We start from the raw sequence: 19,658 nt of genomic DNA, 5'->3' as shown, positions 1-19,658 counted from the left end.
GAGGCCTTGCCTCCTTTTTCTATTTTTCCCTCATAATGGTACATAAATGAAGATTTTTAGGCATATTTTTGGTATAATAATACCTATGAAAGAGCAAGAAAATGAATAGTAGGTGGAGATGGAAAAGTATTTATCGGTAACAACTTTGACCAAGTATCTGAAAATGAAATTCGATAAAGACCCATACTTGGAACGGGTCTATTTAACTGGTCAAGTTTCCAACTTTCGTAAACGACCTACTCACCAATATTTCTCCCTAAAAGATGACCATGCAGTTATTCAAGCGACCATCTGGTCTGGGATTTATCAGAAATTAGGGTTCGACCTGGAAGAGGGGATGAAAATCAATGTGATTGGGCGTGTACAGGTCTATGAACCAAGTGGTAGCTACTCCATCATCATTGAAAAGGCAGAGCCTGATGGGGTTGGGGCGCTTGCGATTCAGTTTGAACAACTCAAGAAAAAATTGACAGAAGAAAGCCTGTTTCAAGAACGCTTCAAGCAACCTCTGCCTCAATTTTCTAAGAGAATTGGTGTAGTGACCAGTCGCAGTGGAGCCGTTATTCGAGATATTATCACGACCGTCAGCAGGCGCTTTCCAGGTGTTGATATCCTTCTCTATCCGACTAAGGTTCAAGGTGAAGGTTCTGCGGAGGAAATAGCACGGAATATTGCGCGTGCCAATCAACGAGACGATTTGGACTTGCTGATTATTGGTCGTGGAGGGGGTTCTATCGAGGATCTCTGGGCCTTTAACGAAGAGATTGTGGTGCGGGCTATTTTTGAATCTCGTTTGCCAGTTATCTCTAGTGTGGGACATGAGACGGATGTGACCTTGGCAGATTTTGTTGCAGATAGACGGGCTGCGACGCCAACGGCAGCGGCTGAACTGGCAACACCTGTGACCAAGTTGGATCTATTAGCTCATTTACAAAATCAAGAAAAACGGATGGCGACTGCAGTCCGAAATGTCCTATCGAAGAAACAAGAATCTTTGAAAAAATGCAGTCAGTCTGTTATCTTTAGACAGCCAGAGCGTTTGTATGATGGCTATTTGCAACGCTTGGATCAACTGCAACTGCGCTTAAAACAAAGTTTACGTACACGGATTTCTGATAACAAGCAATTAGTCCAAGCAAGGACGCATCGACTGGTACAATTATCACCTGTTACCAAAATCCAACGTTATCAAGACCGTCTAGGCCAGTTGGACAAGCTCTTACGTAGCCAAATGGCGCTGGTTTATGATGCCAGGGTTGCTGAGGTCAAGAGATTATCAGAAGCCTTACTGATGTTGGATACGAGCCGAATTGTGGCGCGAGGTTATGCTATTGTCAAAAAAGAAGAGTCCGTTGTAGATTCGGTTGAGAGTTTGAAGAAAAAAGACCAAGTGACGCTTTTGATGCGAGATGGTCAAGTAGAATTAGAGGTTAAAGATGTCAAAACAAAAGAAATTTGAGGAAAATCTAGCAGAACTGGAGACCATTGTCCAAAGTTTGGAAAATGGTGAGATTGCTCTGGAAGATGCGATTGCTGCCTTTCAAAAGGGCATGGTCTTGTCAAAAGAGCTCCAAGCTACGCTAGACAAGGCTGAAAAGACTTTGGTCAAGGTTATGCAAGAAGACGGAACAGAAAGTGATTTTGAATGAAAAAGCAAGAAAAATTAGCTCTTGTCGAGTCAGTCCTGGAAGATTTTTATGGAGATCAGCAGTTTGCCTTTAGTTTGCGAGAGTCTGTTCTCTATTCCATTCATGCTGGTGGCAAGCGTATTCGACCCTTTCTCTTGTTAGAAGTTCTGGAAGCCTTGCAGGTGGCTATTAAACCAGCACATGCACAGGTGGCTGCGGCCTTGGAGATGATTCATACAGGGAGTTTGATTCACGATGACCTTCCTGCTATGGATGATGATGATTACCGTCGGGGACGATTAACCAATCACAAGAAATTCGGTGAAGCTATGGCAATATTGTCAGGAGATGCTTTATTCCTAGATCCTTACGCCTTGATAGCGCAGGCAGATTTGCCAAGTCAGATAAAGGTAGACTTGATTGCCAACTTATCCCTTGCTTCAGGTAGTTTAGGCATGGTGGCAGGCCAGGTTTTGGACATGGAGGGGGAACACCAGCACTTGTCCTTGGAAGAACTTCAGACCATTCATGCCAATAAGACTGGGAAATTACTAGCCTATCCCTTCCAAGCAGCTGCTATCATTGCGGAATTGGCACCTGAGATGCAGGCAAAACTGAAAACTGTTGGTGAATTGATTGGACTTGCTTTTCAAGTTCGAGATGACGTACTGGATGTGACTGCTAGTTTTGAGGAAATCGGCAAGACACCTCAAAAGGATTTGCAGGCAGAAAAGTCAACCTATCCAGCCTTGTTGGGCTTGGAAGAGGCCATTGCCTTTTGTAACCAAACCCTGGATCAAGCTAATGCCAATTTAGAAGAAATTGCCCAGCAGATTCCCTTTGAAACAGAATCGATTGTAAAAGTAGTAGAAAGTTTGAGAATCAATGGCTAAGGAAAGAGTGGATGTACTAGCTTATAAACAGGGCTTGTTTGAAACGCGAGAGCAGGCCAAGCGCGGTGTCATGGCTGGTCTAGTCGTAGCAGTCCTCAATGGAGAACGGTTTGACAAGCCAGGAGAGAAAATCCCAGATGACACCGAACTAAAACTCAAGGGGGAGAAACTCAAGTATGTTAGCCGTGGTGGCTTGAAACTGGAAAAGGCCTTGCAGGTCTTTGATTTGTCAGTGGATGGTGCGACCACGATTGATATCGGGGCCTCTACTGGTGGCTTTACCGATGTTATGCTGCAAAATGGTGCTGAGTTAGTTTATGCAGTCGATGTCGGTACCAATCAGTTGGCTTGGAAATTACGCCAAGACCCACGAGTGGTCAGCATGGAGCAGTTTAATTTCCGCTATGCTGAAAAGACTGATTTCGAAAAGGAACCGAGCTTTGCCAGTATTGATGTGAGTTTCATTTCCCTCAGTCTGATTCTTCCGGCCTTGCACCGTGTCTTGGCAGATCAAGGTCAGGTTGTGGCTCTGGTTAAGCCTCAGTTTGAGGCAGGACGTGAGCAGATTGGAAAAAATGGAATCATTCGTGATGCCAAGGTCCATCAGAATGTCCTTGAATCTGTCACAGCTATGGCAGTAGAGGAAGGTTTTTCAGTTCTTGGTTTGGACTTTTCTCCCATCCAAGGCGGTCATGGAAATATTGAGTTTTTAGCGTATTTGAAAAAAGAAGAGTCAGCAAGTAATCAAGTTCTTGCTGAGATTGAAGAAGTAGTAGAGAGGGCGCATAGTCAATTTAAAAATGAATAAAAAAGAGAGACTTGAAAAAATTAGACGATTTGTGACAGATTATCAAATCGGTACACAAGAAGAAATCGTAGAACATTTGAAAGAAGCAGGTATCACTGCCACTCAGGCAACTGTATCCCGAGATATCAAAGAGCTAGGTATTGTCAAAATTCCTTTGAGAGACAACACCTATGTCTACGAATTGCCAAAATCAATCGTAAAAAGTTTGCAACTAGCTGAAGACAATATCGAATCGGCAGAATTGATGGATAAGATGATCAATCTCCAGGTTATTCCAGGAAATACGGCTTTTGTAAAAGCTCAGTTAACCGAGACTTTTGCGGACAAGATTTTCAGCTGTTTGGCTGATGATAGCTCGATTTTAGTCATTGCCAGAAGTGAAAGTCTAGCTGAGGAAATCTTTGAACAAGTAAAAAATTGGTAGGTCTATATGTTACTTGAAATTTCGATAAAAAACTTTGCCATTATTGAGGCTATTTCCCTCAATTTTGAAAAGGGAATGACTGTTCTGACTGGTGAAACGGGTGCAGGGAAGTCGATTATCATTGATGCCATGAATATGATGTTGGGAGCTCGTGCGACGACAGATGTTATTCGTCATGGGGAGCCAAAGGCAGAGATTGAGGGGCTTTTTTCAGTTGAGAATAGTCGCCTTTTACAGGAAATTTTTGATGAGCAAGGTTTGGAAATGGGTGATGAAATTATCATCCGTCGAGAAATTCTGCAAAATGGTCGTAGTATTAGTCGTGTCAATGGCCAGATGGTTAATCTGTCTGTTTTGCGTGCTATTGGGCAACATCTTGTGGACATTCATGGTCAGCATGACCAAGAAGAGTTAATGCGTCCTCAACTGCACATCCAAATGTTGGATGAATTTGGCGATGCAGCTTTTTGGGACTTGAAAGAAACCTATCAAACGAGTTTTGATGCCTATCGAAAAATGCGCAAGCAGGTTCTGGAAGTTAAGAAAAACCAACAGGAACACAAGGCACGTATCGAAATGTTGGAATTTCAAATGGCAGAGATTGAGGCAGCAAACTTGCAGGCTGGAGAAGACCTAGCTCTCAACCAAGAGCGAGAGAAGCTTCTCAACCATAAAAATATCGCGGATACGCTGACCAATGCCTACAGTATGTTGGACAATGAAGACTTTTCGAGTCTAGCCAATGTTCGTTCAGCCATGAATGACATGGAAAGTGTCGAAGAGTATGACCCTGAATACCGTGAAATTTCAAGCTCTCTGTCTGAGACCTACTATGTCTTAGAAGATATTAGCAAACGTTTGGAAGCTATCATTGAGGATCTTGATTTTGACGGCAATCGTCTCATGCAGGTTGAGAATCGTTTGGACCTCCTTCATACCATTACGCGTAAATATGGTGGGACTGTAGACGATGTCTTGCTTTATTTTGCCAAGATTACGGAAGAATACAATCTCTTGACAGGAAATAACCTTTCATCTGAGGACATGGAAGCAGAGCTTAAGAAGTTAGAAGTCAATCTTGTCGATTTGGCAGGTCAGCTTGCCTCTGCTCGTCATGACTTGGCCCAGCAGCTCGAAGCTGAGATTAAACAAGAGCTTCAAGACCTTTATATGGAAAAAGCCCAGTTTCAGGTTCGTTTTAGCAAGGGAAAATTCAGTCGTGAGGGAAATGAAATGGTCGAGTTTTACATTTCAACCAATCCTGGCGAAGACTTTAAACCCTTGGTTAAGGTTGCGTCCGGTGGGGAATTATCTCGTCTCATGTTAGCCATTAAGTCTGCCTTTTCACGTAAAGAAGGTAAGACTAGTATTGTATTTGATGAGGTTGATACGGGAGTTTCAGGTCGTGTAGCTCAGGCAATTGCACAGAAGATTCATAAAATTGGCCAGCATGGTCAGGTTCTGGCTATTTCCCATTTGCCACAAGTGATTGCGATTGCGGATTATCAATTCTTTATTGAGAAGATTAGTAATGACCATTCAACAGTTTCGACTGTTCGTCTCTTGACGGTTGAAGAGCGAGTGGAGGAAGTTGCCAAGATGTTGGCAGGTGATGATGTGACGGAAGCAGCCCTGACGCAAGCTAGAGAATTGTTGAGAAACAGGGAGAAATAAGATGACAGACTATTATGTAATTGGAGATGTTCACGGAAAAGCTGGGATGCTGGAAAACCTTCTCAAAACATGGGATGGTCAGACCCAGTTGCTCTTTCTAGGGGACTTGATTGACCGTGGTGAAGATAGTCGCCGTGTCCTAGAGATGGTTAAGGACTTGGTCGATAATCAAGGGGCAATCTGTTTGTCTGGAAATCATGAGTATATGTTTTTGACTTGGCTCGATGACCCAGAAGAAAGCTATGACCACTATCGTCGCAATGGTGGAGATACAACCATTAACTCTATCCTAGGTCGTCCCTTGAATGCACCAGTTGATGGAGTTGAGGATGCCAAGCGAGTTGCTACTGAAGCGGCAGATTTAGTCGAATTTATTCGTCAAATGCCATTTGTGGTAGAGACAGACAAGTATATCTTTGTTCATGCAGGTATTGATTTGACCTTGGATGACTGGCATGAAACCACAGATTATAAAAAAGTCTGGCTTAGAAAACCATTCCACGAAGCAGAAAATCATACTGGAAAAATCATTGTCTTTGGCCATACACCGGTCTATGGTTTGTTAAAGCAAGAGCGTGGTACTGCTGAGCTTTGGACTACAGAAGATGGCAAGATTGGAATGGATGGAGGAGCTGTTTATGGTGGTGTCCTTCATGGGATTGTCTTTACAGATCAAGGAATGACAGAACACCACTTTATCGAAAATGACGGCTTTGTCGCTGAAGATTAGTACTCCTAGCAGGGTATGGTCTTGTCAAAATATCAAAAACAATTTATAATAAATAGATACCCTGAAAGGAAGAGAATCATGAACTTAGAAGAATTGAAAAAACGACAGGAGAAGATCCGTAACTTCTCTATTATCGCTCATATTGACCACGGGAAATCAACTCTAGCAGACCGCATTTTGGAAAAGACAGAGACCGTTTCAAGCCGTGAAATGCAAGCACAGCTTTTGGATAGTATGGATTTAGAGCGAGAACGTGGGATTACCATTAAGTTGAATGCCATCGAGCTGAATTATACTGCTAAAGATGGGGAAACTTATATTTTCCACTTGATTGACACGCCGGGGCACGTAGACTTCACCTATGAAGTTTCACGTTCGCTAGCTGCCTGTGAGGGAGCGATTTTGGTGGTTGATGCTGCCCAAGGGATTGAGGCTCAAACCCTTGCCAACGTGTATCTAGCCTTGGACAATGATTTGGAAATCATGCCAGTCATTAACAAAATTGACCTACCAGCAGCAGATCCAGAGCGCGTGCGTACGGAGATTGAAGATGTCATTGGTTTGGATGCTAGTGAAGCAGTATTGGCTTCTGCTAAGGCTGGAATCGGTATTGAAGAAATCCTCGAGCAAATCGTAGAAAAAGTTCCAGCACCAACGGGTGATGTGACGGCGCCACTTAAGGCCTTGATTTTCGATTCTGTTTACGATGCTTACCGTGGGGTTATCCTCCAAGTGCGTGTCATGGATGGGGTTGTTAAACCTGGGGATAAGATTCAGCTCATGAGCAATGGCAAGACCTTTGATGTGACCGAAGTCGGTATTTTTACACCCAAAGCAGTTGGTCGTGATTTTCTTGCGACTGGGGACGTTGGTTACATTGCGGCTTCTATCAAGACGGTTCAAGACACTCGTGTGGGTGATACCGTTACCTTGGCAACCAATCCTGCGACAGAGCCATTACATGGTTACAAGCAGATGAATCCTATGGTTTTTGCAGGTCTCTACCCAATTGAGTCAAACAAGTATAATGACCTACGTGAAGCTCTTGAAAAATTGCAACTGAATGATGCTAGTCTCCAATTTGAACCAGAAACATCTCAGGCACTTGGATTTGGTTTCCGTTGTGGTTTCCTTGGACTTCTCCATATGGATGTTATCCAGGAACGTTTAGAGCGTGAGTTCAATATTGACCTCATCATGACAGCTCCGTCTGTTATTTACAAAGTTAATTTGACCGACGGTGAGTCTATGGATGTGTCTAACCCATCTGAGTTTCCAGACCCAACTAAGATTGCGACCATTGAGGAACCTTATGTTAAGGCGCAAATCATGGTACCACAGGAGTTCGTCGGAGCAGTAATGGAATTGGCTCAGCGTAAGCGTGGGGACTTTGTGACTATGGATTATATCGATGATAACCGTGTTAATGTCATCTATCAAATTCCACTTGCTGAAATCGTCTTTGACTTCTTTGATAAGCTTAAGTCTTCGACACGTGGTTATGCAAGTTTTGACTACGAATTGTCAGAATATCGCCCATCTAAGCTGGTGAAAATGGATATCCTTCTCAATGGAGACAAGGTGGATGCCCTCAGCTTTATCGTTCACAAGGACTTTGCCTACGAACGTGGGAAACTCATCGTTGATAAACTCAAGAAAATCATCCCTCGCCAACAATTTGAAGTTCCAATCCAAGCGGCTATTGGACACAAGATTGTCGCTCGTACTGATATCAAGGCCCTTCGTAAGAACGTACTTGCTAAATGTTATGGTGGTGACGTTTCTCGTAAACGTAAACTCCTTGAAAAACAAAAAGCTGGTAAGAAACGTATGAAAGCTATCGGATCAGTAGAAGTTCCGCAAGAAGCCTTCCTCAGCGTCTTGAGTATGGATGAAGAATAAGTTATCAGAAATGCCTTTCCTTGTTCATAGGAAATTTATATAAGAATCAATAGTAAAGCAGGCTTAGATGGTCTGCTTTTTTAGTTTTCATACTCTTCGAAAATCTCTTCAAACCACATCAGCGTCTCCTTGCCGTAGATATGATCACTGACTTCGTCAGTCTTATNNCTAGCTTCCTAGTTTGCTCTAGTATTAGAACAGAAAAAATGCTTGGAGTATTTGTTTGTGTGTTTATTTTTATATAACAAACTATAAACGCAACAAAAATATAAAAAAAGAGACAAAAATCAACAGAAAACTATTGACAACGATTTCATATAGTGTTATACTTATGGCATAAAGTTAATGGAAAGAAGGGAAAAACTTATGGGATTAGATCATTTCTTTGACAAAAACCTTGTGTTTTGCTTAGAAGCGGATAATCAAGAACATCTCTTTGATCAGGTTGCAACTTTATTGGAAGAACGAGAAATCGTAACTCCGACCTATCGTGAAGCCTTGATCACGCGTGAAAAGTCATTTCCAACTGGCTTGGATATGGAATTTTTGGGTAAGGATTTGCCGAATGTGGCTATTCCTCACACAGATATTGTTCATAATCTGGCTGAAAAAGTTGTGGTCGTTCGATTAGAGAAACCGGTGACTTTCCACAATATGATTGCGCCAGATAAGGAAGTAGAAGTATCCTTGCTCTTCTTTATCATCAATAACTCGAGTTCAAGTCAAACCAACATTCTTGCTCAGTTGATGGACTTCTTTACAGGAAATGGTCATCTTGAAGACCTATCAAAGATTTCTGAACCAGAAGCCCTCTATGCTTATATAGCTGAAGCAATCTCTTAATCTTGTCTATTAAAAATATTAAATCGGAGGAGATCCATATGATTAAAATTCTTGCTGCCTGCGGTGCAGGTGTTAACTCAAGCCACCAAATTAAAAGTGCTCTTGAAGAAGAACTTTCAAACCGTGGTTACGATGTGCACTGTGATGCAGTCATGGTCAAAGACGTTAACGAAGACCTTATCAAAGGTTATGACATCTTCACACCAATTGCTGCGACAGACCTTGGTTTTGACCCAGGTATTCCAGTTATCGAAGCTGGACCAATCTTATTCCGTATCCCAGCTATGAGTGCTCCAGTATATGATAATATTGAAGCAGCCATCAAAGAACACGGGTTAAGCTAATTTTAATTTGTTAACATTCATATAACATAAAAAAGGGAGGAACTGTTATGGATGCAATCTTTGACCTAATCAAAGGCTTTTTCACCCCCATCTTAGATATGGGTGGACCTGTCATCATGTTAATCATTTTGACAGTATTGGCTCTACTTTTTGGAGTGAAATTCTCCAAAGCGCTTGAAGGTGGTATCAAACTTGCCATCGCTCTTACTGGTATCGGAGCTATCATCGGTATGCTAAATGGTGCTTTCTCAGCATCACTAGCAAAATTCGTTGAAAATACTGGTATTCAATTGAGTATTACCGACGTTGGTTGGGCACCACTTGCTACAATCACTTGGGGTTCTGCTTGGACACTATACTTCTTGCTCATCATGTTGATTGTCAACATAGTGATGCTTGCTATGAAGAAAACAGATACACTTGACGTTGATATCTTCGATATCTGGCACTTGTCTATCACAGGTCTTTTGATTAAGTGGTATGCAGATAACAACGGTGTGAGTCAAGGGGTTTCACTCTTTATTGCTACAGCAGCTATCGTACTTGTTGGTGTGTTGAAAATTATCAACTCTGACTTGATGAAACCTACATTTGACGACCTTCTTAACGCTCCAAGTTCATCACCAATGACATCAACTCACATGAACTACATGATGAACCCAGTTATCATGGTTTTGGATAAGATTTTTGAAAAATTCTTCCCAGGTCTTGATAAATACGACTTTGACGCTGCAAAATTGAACAAGAAAATTGGTTTCTGGGGTTCTAAATTCTTTATCGGTTTCATCCTTGGTATCGTTATCGGTATTATGGGAACTCCACATCCAATTGCAGGAGTTGAAGATGCAGATAAATGGCGTCTTGTTATCAGAGGATGGTTGTCTCTTGGTTTGACTGCCGGTGTATCTTTGGAACTCTTCTCACTTATCGGTTCATGGTTCATCGCCGCTGTGGAACCTCTTTCACAAGGTATTACAAACGTTGCTACTAAACGTCTTCAAGGACGTAAATTCAACATCGGTCTTGACTGGCCATTCATCGCTGGTCGTGCTGAAATCTGGGCTTGTGCTAACGTACTTGCACCAATCATGTTGATTGAAGCGGTGCTTCTTTCAAAAGTCGGAAATGGTATCTTGCCACTTGCAGGTATCATCGCAATGGGTGTTACTCCAGCTCTCTTGGTTGTAACACGTGGTAAATTGCTCCGTATGATTATTTTCGGAACACTCTTGTTGCCACTCTTCCTTCTTTCAGGTACACTTATCGCCCCATTTGCAACAGAACTTGCTAAAGGTGTAGGTGCCTTCCCGGCAGGTGTGAGCGAAACTCAATTGATTACTCACTCAACTCTTGAAGGACCAATCGAAAAACTTCTTGGTTGGACAATTGGTAACACTACAACAGGTGATATCAAAGCAATCCTTGGTGCAGTAGTCTTCCTTGTATTCTATATCGGTATCTTTGCTTGGTACAGAAAACAAATGATTAAACGTAACGAAGAGTACGCAGCAAAAGCAAAATAATGAGCTCCTATAAAATGTAAGCTCAATGAAAATCAAAGAGCAAACTAGGAAGCTAGCCGCAGGCTGTACTAAAGTACGGCAAGGCGACGCTGACGAAGTTTGAATTGGATTTTCGCAGAGTGTAAATTGTTGAAACTAGGTTGTCATACCGTTTAGGAGTGACAGCCTAGTTTTTTATAAACTATCAAGAAATCGGAGAAAATAATGGTAATTGAATTAAAATCAGAACAATTAAGAGTTCAATTTAACAGTTTTGGTGGGGCTCTTTCTTCTATAAAAGATGCTGAAGGTCTTGAGTATTTGTGGCAAGGAGATGCTACATATTGGAGTGGACAAGCTCCTGTTCTCTTTCCCATTTGTGGTTCATTGAGAGAGGATACAGCACTTTATATAGATGATAATGGACAAGAAAGTAAAGGAAAGATTCCTCGTCATGGTCTGGTCCGCAAGAAAGAATTTGAATTAGTTGAACAGACAGACAAGAGTGTAACTTTTGCAATTGAAGACGATGAAAATAGCTATCAGAACTACCCTTATCATTTCCGCCTAGAAATCACTTATATCCTTACTGGCAAGACAGTACGAACTCAATACAAAATATTTAATAAAGAAACTAGCAAGGTCATGCCTTACTTTATTGGTGGACATCCAGGCTTTAATTGTCCTCTACTGGATGATGAGGTCTATGAAGATTACTATTTAGAGTTTGAGAAAGAAGAGACTTGCTCTGTTCCACGCCCTTTCCCAGAAACAGGTATGTTGGATTTCCAAGATAGAAGTCCATGGCTAGAGGGACAAAAAGAAATAGATCTTAGTTATGATCTTTTCAGCACAGATGCAGTGACTTTGGATGAATTGCAATCTCGAACAATTGTCCTTCGTTCTCGTAAACATGATAAGGGATTGAAAGTGCACTTTGCAGAGTTTCCAAACCTCATCATCTGGTCAACTTTGAACAAGGGACCTTTCATTGCCTTTGAACCATGGTCTGGCTTGTCAACATCCCTTGAAGAAGGAGATCATTTAGAAGATAAGAAGAATGTTCGTCTCTTAGAAGCCAATCAGGTTGAAGAAATAGGGTTTGAGATAGAAGTTTTATAAAAAAGTAAAAAATAAATAACAAAAACAAACATAAACTGTTGACTTTTTCAAACAATAGTAGTATATTATGTTTGTGAGGACTAATTGACTGTTTTTTAAATACAGCCAATACACTGCTGGAATCCAGCATAGAAAAAATAAAAAGGAGTATACAATATGTCTATTGTTATCGGTGCAGATGCTGCAGGTTTGAGATTGAAAGAAGTTGTGAAAGACTTCTTAGAAAAAGAAAATTTCCACGTTGTGGATGTTACAGCTGAAGGTCAAGACTTTGTTGATGTGACTCTCGCTGTTGCTGCAGAAGTTAACAAAGAAGAACAAAATCTTGGTATTGTGATTGATGCTTATGGAGCTGGTCCATTTATGGTTGCAACTAAGATCAAAGGAATGGTTGCTGCAGAAGTATCTGACGAACGTTCAGCTTATATGACTCGTGGCCACAACAACTCACGTATGATCACTATGGGTGCACAACTTGTCGGTGATGAATTGGCTAAAAACATCGCTAAAGGATTTGTTAACGGTAAATACGATGGTGGACGTCACCAAATTCGTGTCGACATGTTGAACAAAATGTGCTAATTAGATTACAGTAAGAAAGGTAAGTTAAAAATGAGAATTGCAATTGGATGTGACCACATCGTAACAGATGAAAAAATGGCGGTTTCAGAATTTTTGAAATCAAAAGGATATGAAGTCATTGACTTTGGTACATATGACCATACACGTACTCACTACCCAATCTTTGGTAAAAAAGTAGGGGAAGCTGTAACTAGCGGTCAAGCTGATCTTGGAGTATGTATCTGTGGTACTGGTGTTGGTATCAACAACGCTGTAAATAAAGTTCCAGGTGTCCGTTCTGCCTTGGTTCGTGATATGACAACAGCCCTTTATGCTAAAGAACAATTGAACGCCAACGTTATCGGTTTTGGTGGTAAGATTACTGGTGAATTGCTTATGTGTGATATCATCGAAGCTTTCATCCATGCTGAATACAAACCATCTGAAGAAAACAAGAAATTGATTGCGAAAATTGAACACGTTGAAAGTCACAATGCTCAACAAACAGACGCAAACTTCTTCACTGAATTCCTTGAAAAATGGGATCGCGGAGAATACCACGACTAAGAGGTGACCTATGATTTTAACAGTCACAATGAACCCATCCATTGATATTTCCTATCCTTTGGATGAGTTGAAGATTGATACTGTCAATCGTGTGGTGGATGTAACCAAAACGGCTGGTGGTAAGGGACTCAATGTTACCCGAGTACTTTCAGAATTTGGGGATTCTGTTCTTGCTACTGGTTTAGTTGGTGGTAAACTTGGTGAGTTTTTGGTTGAACATATCGATGATCAAGTAAAGAAAGATTTCTTTTCTATTCAGGGAGAAACTCGTAACTGTATCGCTATTCTTCACGGAGACAACCAAACAGAAGTTCTTGAAAAAGGACCTGAAGTTCTTGAACAAGAAGGTCAAGAGTTTTTGGAACATTTCAAAAAACTCTTGGAGTCAGTTGAAGTAGTAGCTATCTCAGGTAGTCTGCCAGCTGGCCTTCCAGTTGATTACTATGCGAGCTTGGTTGAACTTGCTAATCAAGCTGGTAAGCCTGTTGTCTTGGACTGCTCTGGTGCAGCACTTCAGGCGGTTCTTGAATCACCACATAAACCAACAGTCATCAAACCAAATAATGAGGAACTGTCTCAGCTTCTAGGAAGAGAAGTTTCTGAGGATTTGGATGAATTAAAAGAAGTCCTTCAAGAGCCTTTGTTTGCAGGTATTGAATGGATTATCGTTTCACTTGGTGCCAACGGTGCTTTTGCCAAACATGGTGACACTTTCTACAAGGTAGATATTCCTAGAATTCAGGTGGTAAATCCTGTTGGATCTGGAGACTCTACTGTGGCAGGAATTTCTTCAGGACTTCTTCACAAAGAATCGGATGCAGCATTACTCATCAAGGCAAATGTCCTTGGTATGCTCAATGCTCAAGAAAAAATGACTGGTCATGTCAATATGGCCAACTATCAAGCTCTATATGATCAATTAATAGTAAAAGAGGTATAAAATGGCTTTAACAGAACAAAAACGTGCACGCTTAGAAAAACTTTCTGATGAAAATGGAATCATCTCAGCTCTTGCTTTTGACCAACGTGGTGCTTTGAAACGCCTCATGGCTCAACACCAAACAGAAGAACCAACTGTGGCTCAAATGGAAGAACTTAAAGTCTTGGTAGCAGATGAATTGACTAAATACGCTTCATCTATGCTTCTTGATCCTGAATATGGACTTCCAGCAACTAAAGCTCTTGATGAAAAAGCTGGTCTTCTCCTTGCTTATGAAAAAACAGGTTATGACACAACAAGTACAAAACGTTTGCCAGATTGCTTGGATGTTTGGTCTGCAAAACGTATTAAAGAAGAAGGTGCAGATGCAGTTAAATTCTTGCTTTACTATGACGTAGATAGCTCAGACGAACTCAACCAAGAAAAACAGGCTTACATCGAACGTATCGGTTCTGAATGTGTGGCTGAAGATATCCCATTCTTCCTTGAAATCCTTGCTTACGATGAAAAAATTGCTGACGCAGGTTCTGTAGAATACGCGAAAGTAAAACCACACAAAATTATCGGTGCTATGAAAGTCTTCTCAGACCCACGCTTTAACATTGATGTCTTGAAAGTAGAAGTTCCTGTTAACATTAAATATGTTGAAGGCTTCGCTGAAGGTGAAGTAGTTTACACACGTGAAGAAGCAGCAGCCTTCTTCAAAGCACAAGATGAAGCAACTAATTTACCATACATCTACTTGAGTGCTGGTGTATCAGCTAAACTCTTCCAAGATACTCTTGTATTTGCCCACGAATCAGGTGCAAACTTCAATGGTGTTCTTTGTGGCCGTGCTACATGGGCAGGATCAGTTGAAGCTTACATCAAAGATGGTGAAGCAGCAGCTCGCGAATGGCTTCGCACAACTGGTTTTGAAAACATTGACGAACTCAACAAAGTTCTTCAAACAACAGCGACTTCATGGAAAGAACGCGTGTAAGAAATTCCTTCTAGTTTAGGAACATGAATCTAAAAAAATTTAAAAAAAGTTGTATGTAAAGGTTTACAAAATAACTTACTTGTGCTATACTTAAATCACAAGTTAATACAAGGTGAGTGTTACTAAGTAATATTAGGCATGATCACAGGTGAATTAGAAATCGGATGATTTTCTAGTTCATTTGTGGTCATTTTTTGTACTCATATACCTTTAAGATATAAAAGGAGGTTGACATGTATCGAATTCTAAATCCAATGAATCACAATGTCTCGCTTGTCAGAAATGATAAGGGAGAAGAAGTGATTGTGATTGGTAAGGGGATTGCATTCGGAAAGAAGAAGGGAGATTTGATTGCTGAACAGCAGGTTGAGAAAATCTTTCGGATGAAGACCGAAGAGTCCAGAGAAAACTTTATGGCTCTTCTCAAAGATGTTCCGCTTGATTTTATCACAGTGACCTATGAAATCATTGATAAGCTTTCCAAGAAATATCACTATCCGATTCAAGAGTATCTCTATGTAACCTTGACAGATCATATTTACTGTTCTTACCAAGCTCTAACTCAAGGAAGGTACAAGGATAGTAATCTGCCAGATATTTCTGCCAAGTATCCTGTCGCTTTTCAAATCGCAAACGAAGCTTTTGAAATTTACCGTCAGAAGTTAGCAGATCATTTTCCTGAGGACGAAATTATTCGGATTGCTTATCATTTCATCAATGCCGAAGGTGAGAATGAAGTCCAAGTGGTTGAGTCGATTGATAAGAGGAAAGAAATTCTCAGGAATGTTGAAAAAGTCCTAAGGGACTATGCAATTCAGCGAACCAAAGAGAATACCCATTTCTATGATCGTTTTATGATTCATTTGAATTATTTCTTGGATTATTTAGACAGATCTAGAGATGATAACCAATCACTTCTGGATATGGAAGATCATATTAAACAATCATATCCAAAAGCCTTCGAGATTGGCTCCAAGATCTATGATGTGATTACGCAACATACGGGTCTTGATTTGTATAAAAGTGAACGAGTTTATCTAGTTCTACATATCCAACGTTTATTATCATAAAAATTATTTAAAATTATATAAGGAGAATTCTATCATGAATAGAGAAGAAGTAACATTGTTAGGTTTTGAAATCGTAGCCTATGCTGGCGATGCTCGTTCAAAACTATTGGAAGCCTTGAAGGCTGCTGAAGCTGGTGATTTTGAAAAAGCGGACGCTCTGGTAGAGGAAGCTGGTAGCTGTATTGCAGAGGCTCACCACGCGCAAACAAGTCTATTAACTAAGGAGGCTTCAGGTGAGGACTTAGCGTATAGTGTAACCATGATGCATGGCCAAGACCACTTGATGACAACTATCTTGTTAAAAGATTTGATGCACCACTTAATCGAACTTTATAAGAGAGGAGTTAAATAATGAATAAGTTAATCGCCTTTATCGAGAAAGGAAAGCCTTTCTTCGAGAAATTATCTCGTAATATCTATCTTCGTGCTATTCGTGATGGTTTCATTGCAGGTATGCCTGTTATTCTCTTCTCAAGTATTTTTATCTTGATTGCCTTTGTACCAAACTCATGGGGCTTTAAATGGTCTGATGAAGTTGTAGCCTTTCTGATGAAACCTTACAGCTATTCAATGGGAATTCTGGCTCTCTTAGTAGCTGGTACAACAGCCAAGTCATTGACCGACTCAGTAAACCGGAGCATGGAGAAAACCAATCAAATCAACTATATGTCAACATTGTTGGCAGCAATTGTTGGTTTGTTGATGTTGGCAGCTGATCCTATCGAAAATGGTCTAGCTACTGGATTCTTGGGGACAAAAGGTTTGCTTTCAGCCTTCCTAGCTGCCTTTGTTACCGTAGCAATCTATAAGGTTTGTGTTAAGAACAACGTCACTATTCGTATGCCTGACGAAGTTCCACCAAATATCTCACAAGTCTTTAAAGATGTGATTCCATTCACTCTATCTGTTGTTTCTCTTTATGCTCTTGATTTACTAGCTCGTCATTTTGTTGGTTCAAGCGTAGCTGAATCAATCGGTAAATTCTTTGCACCATTATTCTCTGCTGCTGATGGTTATCTAGGTATCACCATTATCTTTGGTGCCTTTGCCTTCTTCTGGTTTGTTGGGATTCACGGTCCATCTATTGTTGAACCTGCTATCGCAGCGATTACCTATGCAAATGCCGAAGTCAACTTGAATCTTCTCCAACAAGGTATGCACGCTGACAAGATTCTTACTTCTGGTACACAAATGTTTATCGTTACCATGGGTGGTACTGGTGCGACACTAGTTGTTCCATTCATGTTCATGTGGTTAACAAAATCGAAACGTAACCGTGCAATCGGACGTGCTTCAGTAGTTCCAACTTTCTTTGGTGTAAATGAACCAATCTTGTTTGGTGCACCGCTTGTATTGAACCCGATTTTCTTCATTCCATTTATCTTTGCTCCTATCGCAAACGTTTGGATATTCAAATTCTTTATTGAAACACTTGGAATGAACTCATTTACTGCTAATCTACCATGGACAACTCCAGCTCCACTAGGTCTAGTTCTTGGTACGAACTTCCAAGTCCTATCATTCATTCTTGCTGCTCTTCTAATCGTGGTTGACGTAGTCATTTACTATCCATTCCTTAAAGTTTATGACGAACAAATTCTTGAAGAAGAACGTTCAGGTAAGTCTAATGATGAATTGAAAGAAAAAGTTGCTGCAAACTTCAACACTGCAAAAGCAGATGCTATTCTTGAAAAAGCGGGTGTCGATGCAGCACAAAATACTATCACTGAAGAAACAAATGTCCTCGTTCTCTGTGCAGGTGGAGGGACAAGTGGTCTCCTTGCAAATGCTTTGAACAAGGCAGCTGCAGAATACAATGTTCCTGTGAAAGCAGCAGCTGGTGGCTATGGAGCTCACCGTGAAATGTTGCCAGAGTTTGATTTGGTTATTCTTGCTCCTCAAGTAGCTTCAAACTTTGAAGATATGAAAGCAGAAACAGATAAACTCGGTATTAAACTTGCGAAGACAGAAGGCGCTCAATACATCAAATTAACTCGTGATGGAAAAGGTGCTCTAGCATTTGTACAAGCGCAATTCGATTAACGATAGGGACTATGAAAAGTCTCCTATCGTTACGGAAATCGCTATGGCAAATTTCCTAATCGCCTTGTTAATTCGTCGGTAAAAAGATATCGTTTTTACCTCCTCATGTCACAATTCGGTGACTTGGTACAAGAAGTGAGATGGAGAAGGATGGCTCACTGACTCCTCTCCTCTCACTTTTACTTTATTTAAATCAAGAAATAGGTGAAAAAAATGACAAAAACACTTCCAAAAGACTTTATTTTTGGTGGCGCAACAGCTGCTTATCAAGCAGAAGGTGCTACACATACTGATGGAAAAGGACCAGTTGCTTGGGATAAATATCTTGAAGATAACTACTGGTACACTGCAGAACCAGCCAGTGATTTTTACAATCGATACCCAGTTGACCTTAAGCTAGCAGAAGAGTATGGTGTCAATGGCATTCGAATTTCTATTGCCTGGTCACGTATTTTCCCGACTGGTTACGGTCAAGTAAATGCTAAAGGTGTTGAGTTTTATCATAATTTATTTGCAGAGTGTCACAAACGTCATGTTGAGCCCTTTGTAACTCTTCATCACTTTGACACGCCAGAAGCTCTCCACTCAAATGGAGACTTCTTAAATCGTGAAAATATTGAACACTTTGTAGACTACGCGGCCTTCTGTTTTGAAGAATTTCCAGAAGTAAACTATTGGACAACCTTTAATGAAATTGGGCCAATTGGTGATGGTCAATATTTAGTTGGGAAATTCCCTCCAGGTATTCAGTACGACCTTGCCAAAGTTTTCCAATCGCACCACAATATGATGGTTTCTCATGCGCGTGCAGTCAAGCTATATAAAGATAAAGGCTATAAAGGTGAAATTGGTGTTGTTCACGCACTGCCAACTAAGTATCCTTTGAATCCTAAAAATCCAGCAGATGTTCGTGCAGCAGAGTTGGAAGATATTATTCACAATAAATTTATCTTGGATGCAACTTATCTAGGCCGCTATTCAGCTGAAACGATGGAAGGTGTCAACCATATCTTATCAGTCAATGGTGGTAGCTTAGATCTTCGTGAAGAAGATTTCGAAGTATTAGAAGCCGCAAAAGACTTGAATGACTTCCTTGGAATTAACTACTATATGAGTGACTGGATGGAAGCCTTTGATGGAGAAACTGAAATCATTCATAATGGTAAGGGTGAGAAAGGAAGCTCTAAATATCAAATCAAAGGTGTTGGTCGTCGTGTAGCTCCTGATTATGTACCACGTACGGATTGGGATTGGATTATCTACCCTCAAGGTTTGTATGATCAAATCATGCGCGTTAAGAAAGATTATCCGAACTACAAGAAGATTTACATCACTGAAAATGGACTTGGTTATAAAGATGAGTTCGTCGATAACACTGTTTACGACGATGGTCGTATTGATTATGTGAAACAACACTTGGAAGTCTTGTCTGATGCGATTGCAGATGGTGCTAATGTAAAAGGTTACTTCATTTGGTCATTGATGGACGTCTTCTCATGGTCAAACGGTTATGAGAAACGTTACGGTCTCTTCTATGTAGACTTTGAAACTCAAGAACGTTATCCTAAGAAATCAGCTCACTGGTACAAGAAAGTAGCAGAAAGTCAGATTATAGACTAGTAGAA

20 protein-coding genes are annotated in these 19,658 nt (G+C 40.7%); all 20 read left to right on the top strand.

The window, feature by feature from the left end:
- Window positions 1-118 precede the first annotated feature (118 nt).
- The 20 genes from xseA (at window position 119) to lacG (ending at window position 19,653) form a co-directional block, all read left to right on the top strand.
- On the top strand, window positions 119-1,459 hold the full coding sequence (gene xseA / locus HT725_RS01375; protein WP_173252914.1) for an exodeoxyribonuclease VII large subunit: 1,341 nt from the start codon (window positions 119-121) through the stop codon (window positions 1,457-1,459).
- Window positions 1,437-1,649 (top strand): exodeoxyribonuclease VII small subunit, encoded by a 213-nt coding sequence (locus tag HT725_RS01370; RefSeq protein WP_000043226.1) that lies wholly within the window; start codon window positions 1,437-1,439, stop codon window positions 1,647-1,649. Before xseA ends, HT725_RS01370 begins: the two co-directional genes overlap by 23 nt.
- On the top strand, window positions 1,646-2,521 hold the full coding sequence (locus tag HT725_RS01365; protein WP_173218491.1) for a polyprenyl synthetase family protein: 876 nt from the start codon (window positions 1,646-1,648) through the stop codon (window positions 2,519-2,521). Before HT725_RS01370 ends, HT725_RS01365 begins: the two co-directional genes overlap by 4 nt.
- Window positions 2,514-3,329, top strand: coding sequence for a TlyA family RNA methyltransferase (locus tag HT725_RS01360; protein ID WP_173218492.1), 816 nt, complete (start codon window positions 2,514-2,516; stop codon window positions 3,327-3,329). Before HT725_RS01365 ends, HT725_RS01360 begins: the two co-directional genes overlap by 8 nt.
- On the top strand, window positions 3,322-3,753 hold the full coding sequence (locus HT725_RS01355; protein WP_001034401.1) for an arginine repressor: 432 nt from the start codon (window positions 3,322-3,324) through the stop codon (window positions 3,751-3,753). Before HT725_RS01360 ends, HT725_RS01355 begins: the two co-directional genes overlap by 8 nt.
- A gap of 6 nt (window positions 3,754-3,759) precedes the next feature.
- The gene (gene recN / locus HT725_RS01350) at window positions 3,760-5,427 is read left to right on the top strand and encodes a DNA repair protein RecN (protein WP_173218493.1); all 1,668 of its coding nucleotides are present in this window, start codon (window positions 3,760-3,762) and stop codon (window positions 5,425-5,427) included.
- A 1-nt stretch (window position 5,428) separates the two neighbouring features.
- The gene (locus HT725_RS01345) at window positions 5,429-6,157 is read left to right on the top strand and encodes a metallophosphoesterase family protein (protein ID WP_173252912.1); all 729 of its coding nucleotides are present in this window, start codon (window positions 5,429-5,431) and stop codon (window positions 6,155-6,157) included.
- A gap of 78 nt (window positions 6,158-6,235) precedes the next feature.
- Window positions 6,236-8,059: a translation elongation factor 4 gene (lepA, locus tag HT725_RS01340; RefSeq protein WP_001047210.1), complete on the top strand. Its 1,824-nt coding sequence runs from the start codon at window positions 6,236-6,238 to the stop codon at window positions 8,057-8,059.
- 366 nt (window positions 8,060-8,425) lie between these two features.
- Entirely contained in the window at window positions 8,426-8,902 is a 477-nt protein-coding gene (locus HT725_RS01335; protein ID WP_173252911.1) for a PTS sugar transporter subunit IIA, read from the top strand.
- A 38-nt stretch (window positions 8,903-8,940) separates the two neighbouring features.
- The gene (locus HT725_RS01330) at window positions 8,941-9,246 is read left to right on the top strand and encodes a PTS sugar transporter subunit IIB (protein ID WP_000590550.1); all 306 of its coding nucleotides are present in this window, start codon (window positions 8,941-8,943) and stop codon (window positions 9,244-9,246) included.
- A 47-nt stretch (window positions 9,247-9,293) separates the two neighbouring features.
- Window positions 9,294-10,769, top strand: coding sequence for a PTS galactitol transporter subunit IIC (locus HT725_RS01325; protein ID WP_173252909.1), 1,476 nt, complete (start codon window positions 9,294-9,296; stop codon window positions 10,767-10,769).
- A gap of 204 nt (window positions 10,770-10,973) precedes the next feature.
- Window positions 10,974-11,870 (top strand): aldose 1-epimerase family protein, encoded by an 897-nt coding sequence (locus tag HT725_RS01320; protein ID WP_173252907.1) that lies wholly within the window; start codon window positions 10,974-10,976, stop codon window positions 11,868-11,870.
- Between the two features lie 156 nt (window positions 11,871-12,026).
- Complete coding sequence (lacA, locus tag HT725_RS01315) at window positions 12,027-12,452, top strand: galactose-6-phosphate isomerase subunit LacA (protein WP_000029277.1); 426 nt, start codon at window positions 12,027-12,029, stop codon at window positions 12,450-12,452.
- Window positions 12,453-12,482: 30 nt separating this feature from the next.
- The gene (lacB, locus tag HT725_RS01310; protein WP_001216913.1) at window positions 12,483-12,998 is read left to right on the top strand and encodes a galactose-6-phosphate isomerase subunit LacB; all 516 of its coding nucleotides are present in this window, start codon (window positions 12,483-12,485) and stop codon (window positions 12,996-12,998) included.
- Window positions 12,999-13,008: 10 nt separating this feature from the next.
- Window positions 13,009-13,938, top strand: coding sequence for a tagatose-6-phosphate kinase (locus tag HT725_RS01305; RefSeq protein WP_173252906.1), 930 nt, complete (start codon window positions 13,009-13,011; stop codon window positions 13,936-13,938).
- Window position 13,939: 1 nt separating this feature from the next.
- On the top strand, window positions 13,940-14,920 hold the full coding sequence (gene lacD, locus HT725_RS01300) for a tagatose-bisphosphate aldolase (RefSeq protein ID WP_173252905.1): 981 nt from the start codon (window positions 13,940-13,942) through the stop codon (window positions 14,918-14,920).
- Window positions 14,921-15,153: 233 nt separating this feature from the next.
- Window positions 15,154-15,990, top strand: a complete 837-nt coding sequence (locus tag HT725_RS01295) for a transcription antiterminator (RefSeq protein WP_166736470.1) — start codon at window positions 15,154-15,156, stop codon at window positions 15,988-15,990.
- A gap of 34 nt (window positions 15,991-16,024) precedes the next feature.
- A complete protein-coding gene (locus tag HT725_RS01290) occupies window positions 16,025-16,342 on the top strand; it encodes a PTS lactose/cellobiose transporter subunit IIA (RefSeq protein WP_001078331.1) in 318 nt (105 codons plus the stop codon).
- Window positions 16,342-18,033 (top strand): lactose-specific PTS transporter subunit EIIC, encoded by a 1,692-nt coding sequence (locus HT725_RS01285; RefSeq protein WP_001037329.1) that lies wholly within the window; start codon window positions 16,342-16,344, stop codon window positions 18,031-18,033. The genes HT725_RS01290 and HT725_RS01285 overlap by 1 nt, the downstream gene beginning before the upstream one ends.
- A gap of 213 nt (window positions 18,034-18,246) precedes the next feature.
- Window positions 18,247-19,653 carry a 6-phospho-beta-galactosidase gene (gene lacG / locus HT725_RS01280; protein ID WP_138704056.1) on the top strand — a complete coding sequence of 469 codons (1,407 nt, stop codon included), beginning with the start codon at window positions 18,247-18,249 and terminating at the stop codon, window positions 19,651-19,653.
- Window positions 19,654-19,658: the final 5 nt, after the last annotated feature.

Source organism: Streptococcus sp. 2579 (assembly GCF_013277195.1).
Taxonomy (GTDB): domain Bacteria; phylum Bacillota; class Bacilli; order Lactobacillales; family Streptococcaceae; genus Streptococcus.
The sequence above is the reverse complement of the archived record's forward strand: the minus strand, read 5'-3'. Positions and strand labels throughout refer to the sequence as shown.

What these genes read in the sequence shown, in the direction of transcription:
- HT725_RS01355 (WP_001034401.1), top strand. Translation starts at nt 3,322, where the DNA reads ATGAATAAAAAAGAGAGACTTGAAAAAATTAGACGATTTGTGACAGAT.
- HT725_RS01365 (WP_173218491.1), top strand. Translation starts at nt 1,646, where the DNA reads ATGAAAAAGCAAGAAAAATTAGCTCTTGTCGAGTCAGTCCTGGAAGAT.
- xseA (WP_173252914.1), top strand. Translation starts at nt 119, where the DNA reads ATGGAAAAGTATTTATCGGTAACAACTTTGACCAAGTATCTGAAAATG.
- lacG (WP_138704056.1), top strand. Translation starts at nt 18,247, where the DNA reads ATGACAAAAACACTTCCAAAAGACTTTATTTTTGGTGGCGCAACAGCT.
- HT725_RS01320 (WP_173252907.1), top strand. Translation starts at nt 10,974, where the DNA reads ATGGTAATTGAATTAAAATCAGAACAATTAAGAGTTCAATTTAACAGT.
- HT725_RS01370 (WP_000043226.1), top strand. Translation starts at nt 1,437, where the DNA reads ATGTCAAAACAAAAGAAATTTGAGGAAAATCTAGCAGAACTGGAGACC.
- HT725_RS01305 (WP_173252906.1), top strand. Translation starts at nt 13,009, where the DNA reads ATGATTTTAACAGTCACAATGAACCCATCCATTGATATTTCCTATCCT.
- HT725_RS01345 (WP_173252912.1), top strand. Translation starts at nt 5,429, where the DNA reads ATGACAGACTATTATGTAATTGGAGATGTTCACGGAAAAGCTGGGATG.
- HT725_RS01290 (WP_001078331.1), top strand. Translation starts at nt 16,025, where the DNA reads ATGAATAGAGAAGAAGTAACATTGTTAGGTTTTGAAATCGTAGCCTAT.
- HT725_RS01330 (WP_000590550.1), top strand. Translation starts at nt 8,941, where the DNA reads ATGATTAAAATTCTTGCTGCCTGCGGTGCAGGTGTTAACTCAAGCCAC.
- HT725_RS01295 (WP_166736470.1), top strand. Translation starts at nt 15,154, where the DNA reads ATGTATCGAATTCTAAATCCAATGAATCACAATGTCTCGCTTGTCAGA.
- HT725_RS01360 (WP_173218492.1), top strand. Translation starts at nt 2,514, where the DNA reads ATGGCTAAGGAAAGAGTGGATGTACTAGCTTATAAACAGGGCTTGTTT.
- lepA (WP_001047210.1), top strand. Translation starts at nt 6,236, where the DNA reads ATGAACTTAGAAGAATTGAAAAAACGACAGGAGAAGATCCGTAACTTC.
- lacD (WP_173252905.1), top strand. Translation starts at nt 13,940, where the DNA reads ATGGCTTTAACAGAACAAAAACGTGCACGCTTAGAAAAACTTTCTGAT.
- lacA (WP_000029277.1), top strand. Translation starts at nt 12,027, where the DNA reads ATGTCTATTGTTATCGGTGCAGATGCTGCAGGTTTGAGATTGAAAGAA.
- lacB (WP_001216913.1), top strand. Translation starts at nt 12,483, where the DNA reads ATGAGAATTGCAATTGGATGTGACCACATCGTAACAGATGAAAAAATG.
- HT725_RS01325 (WP_173252909.1), top strand. Translation starts at nt 9,294, where the DNA reads ATGGATGCAATCTTTGACCTAATCAAAGGCTTTTTCACCCCCATCTTA.
- HT725_RS01335 (WP_173252911.1), top strand. Translation starts at nt 8,426, where the DNA reads ATGGGATTAGATCATTTCTTTGACAAAAACCTTGTGTTTTGCTTAGAA.
- HT725_RS01285 (WP_001037329.1), top strand. Translation starts at nt 16,342, where the DNA reads ATGAATAAGTTAATCGCCTTTATCGAGAAAGGAAAGCCTTTCTTCGAG.
- recN (WP_173218493.1), top strand. Translation starts at nt 3,760, where the DNA reads ATGTTACTTGAAATTTCGATAAAAAACTTTGCCATTATTGAGGCTATT.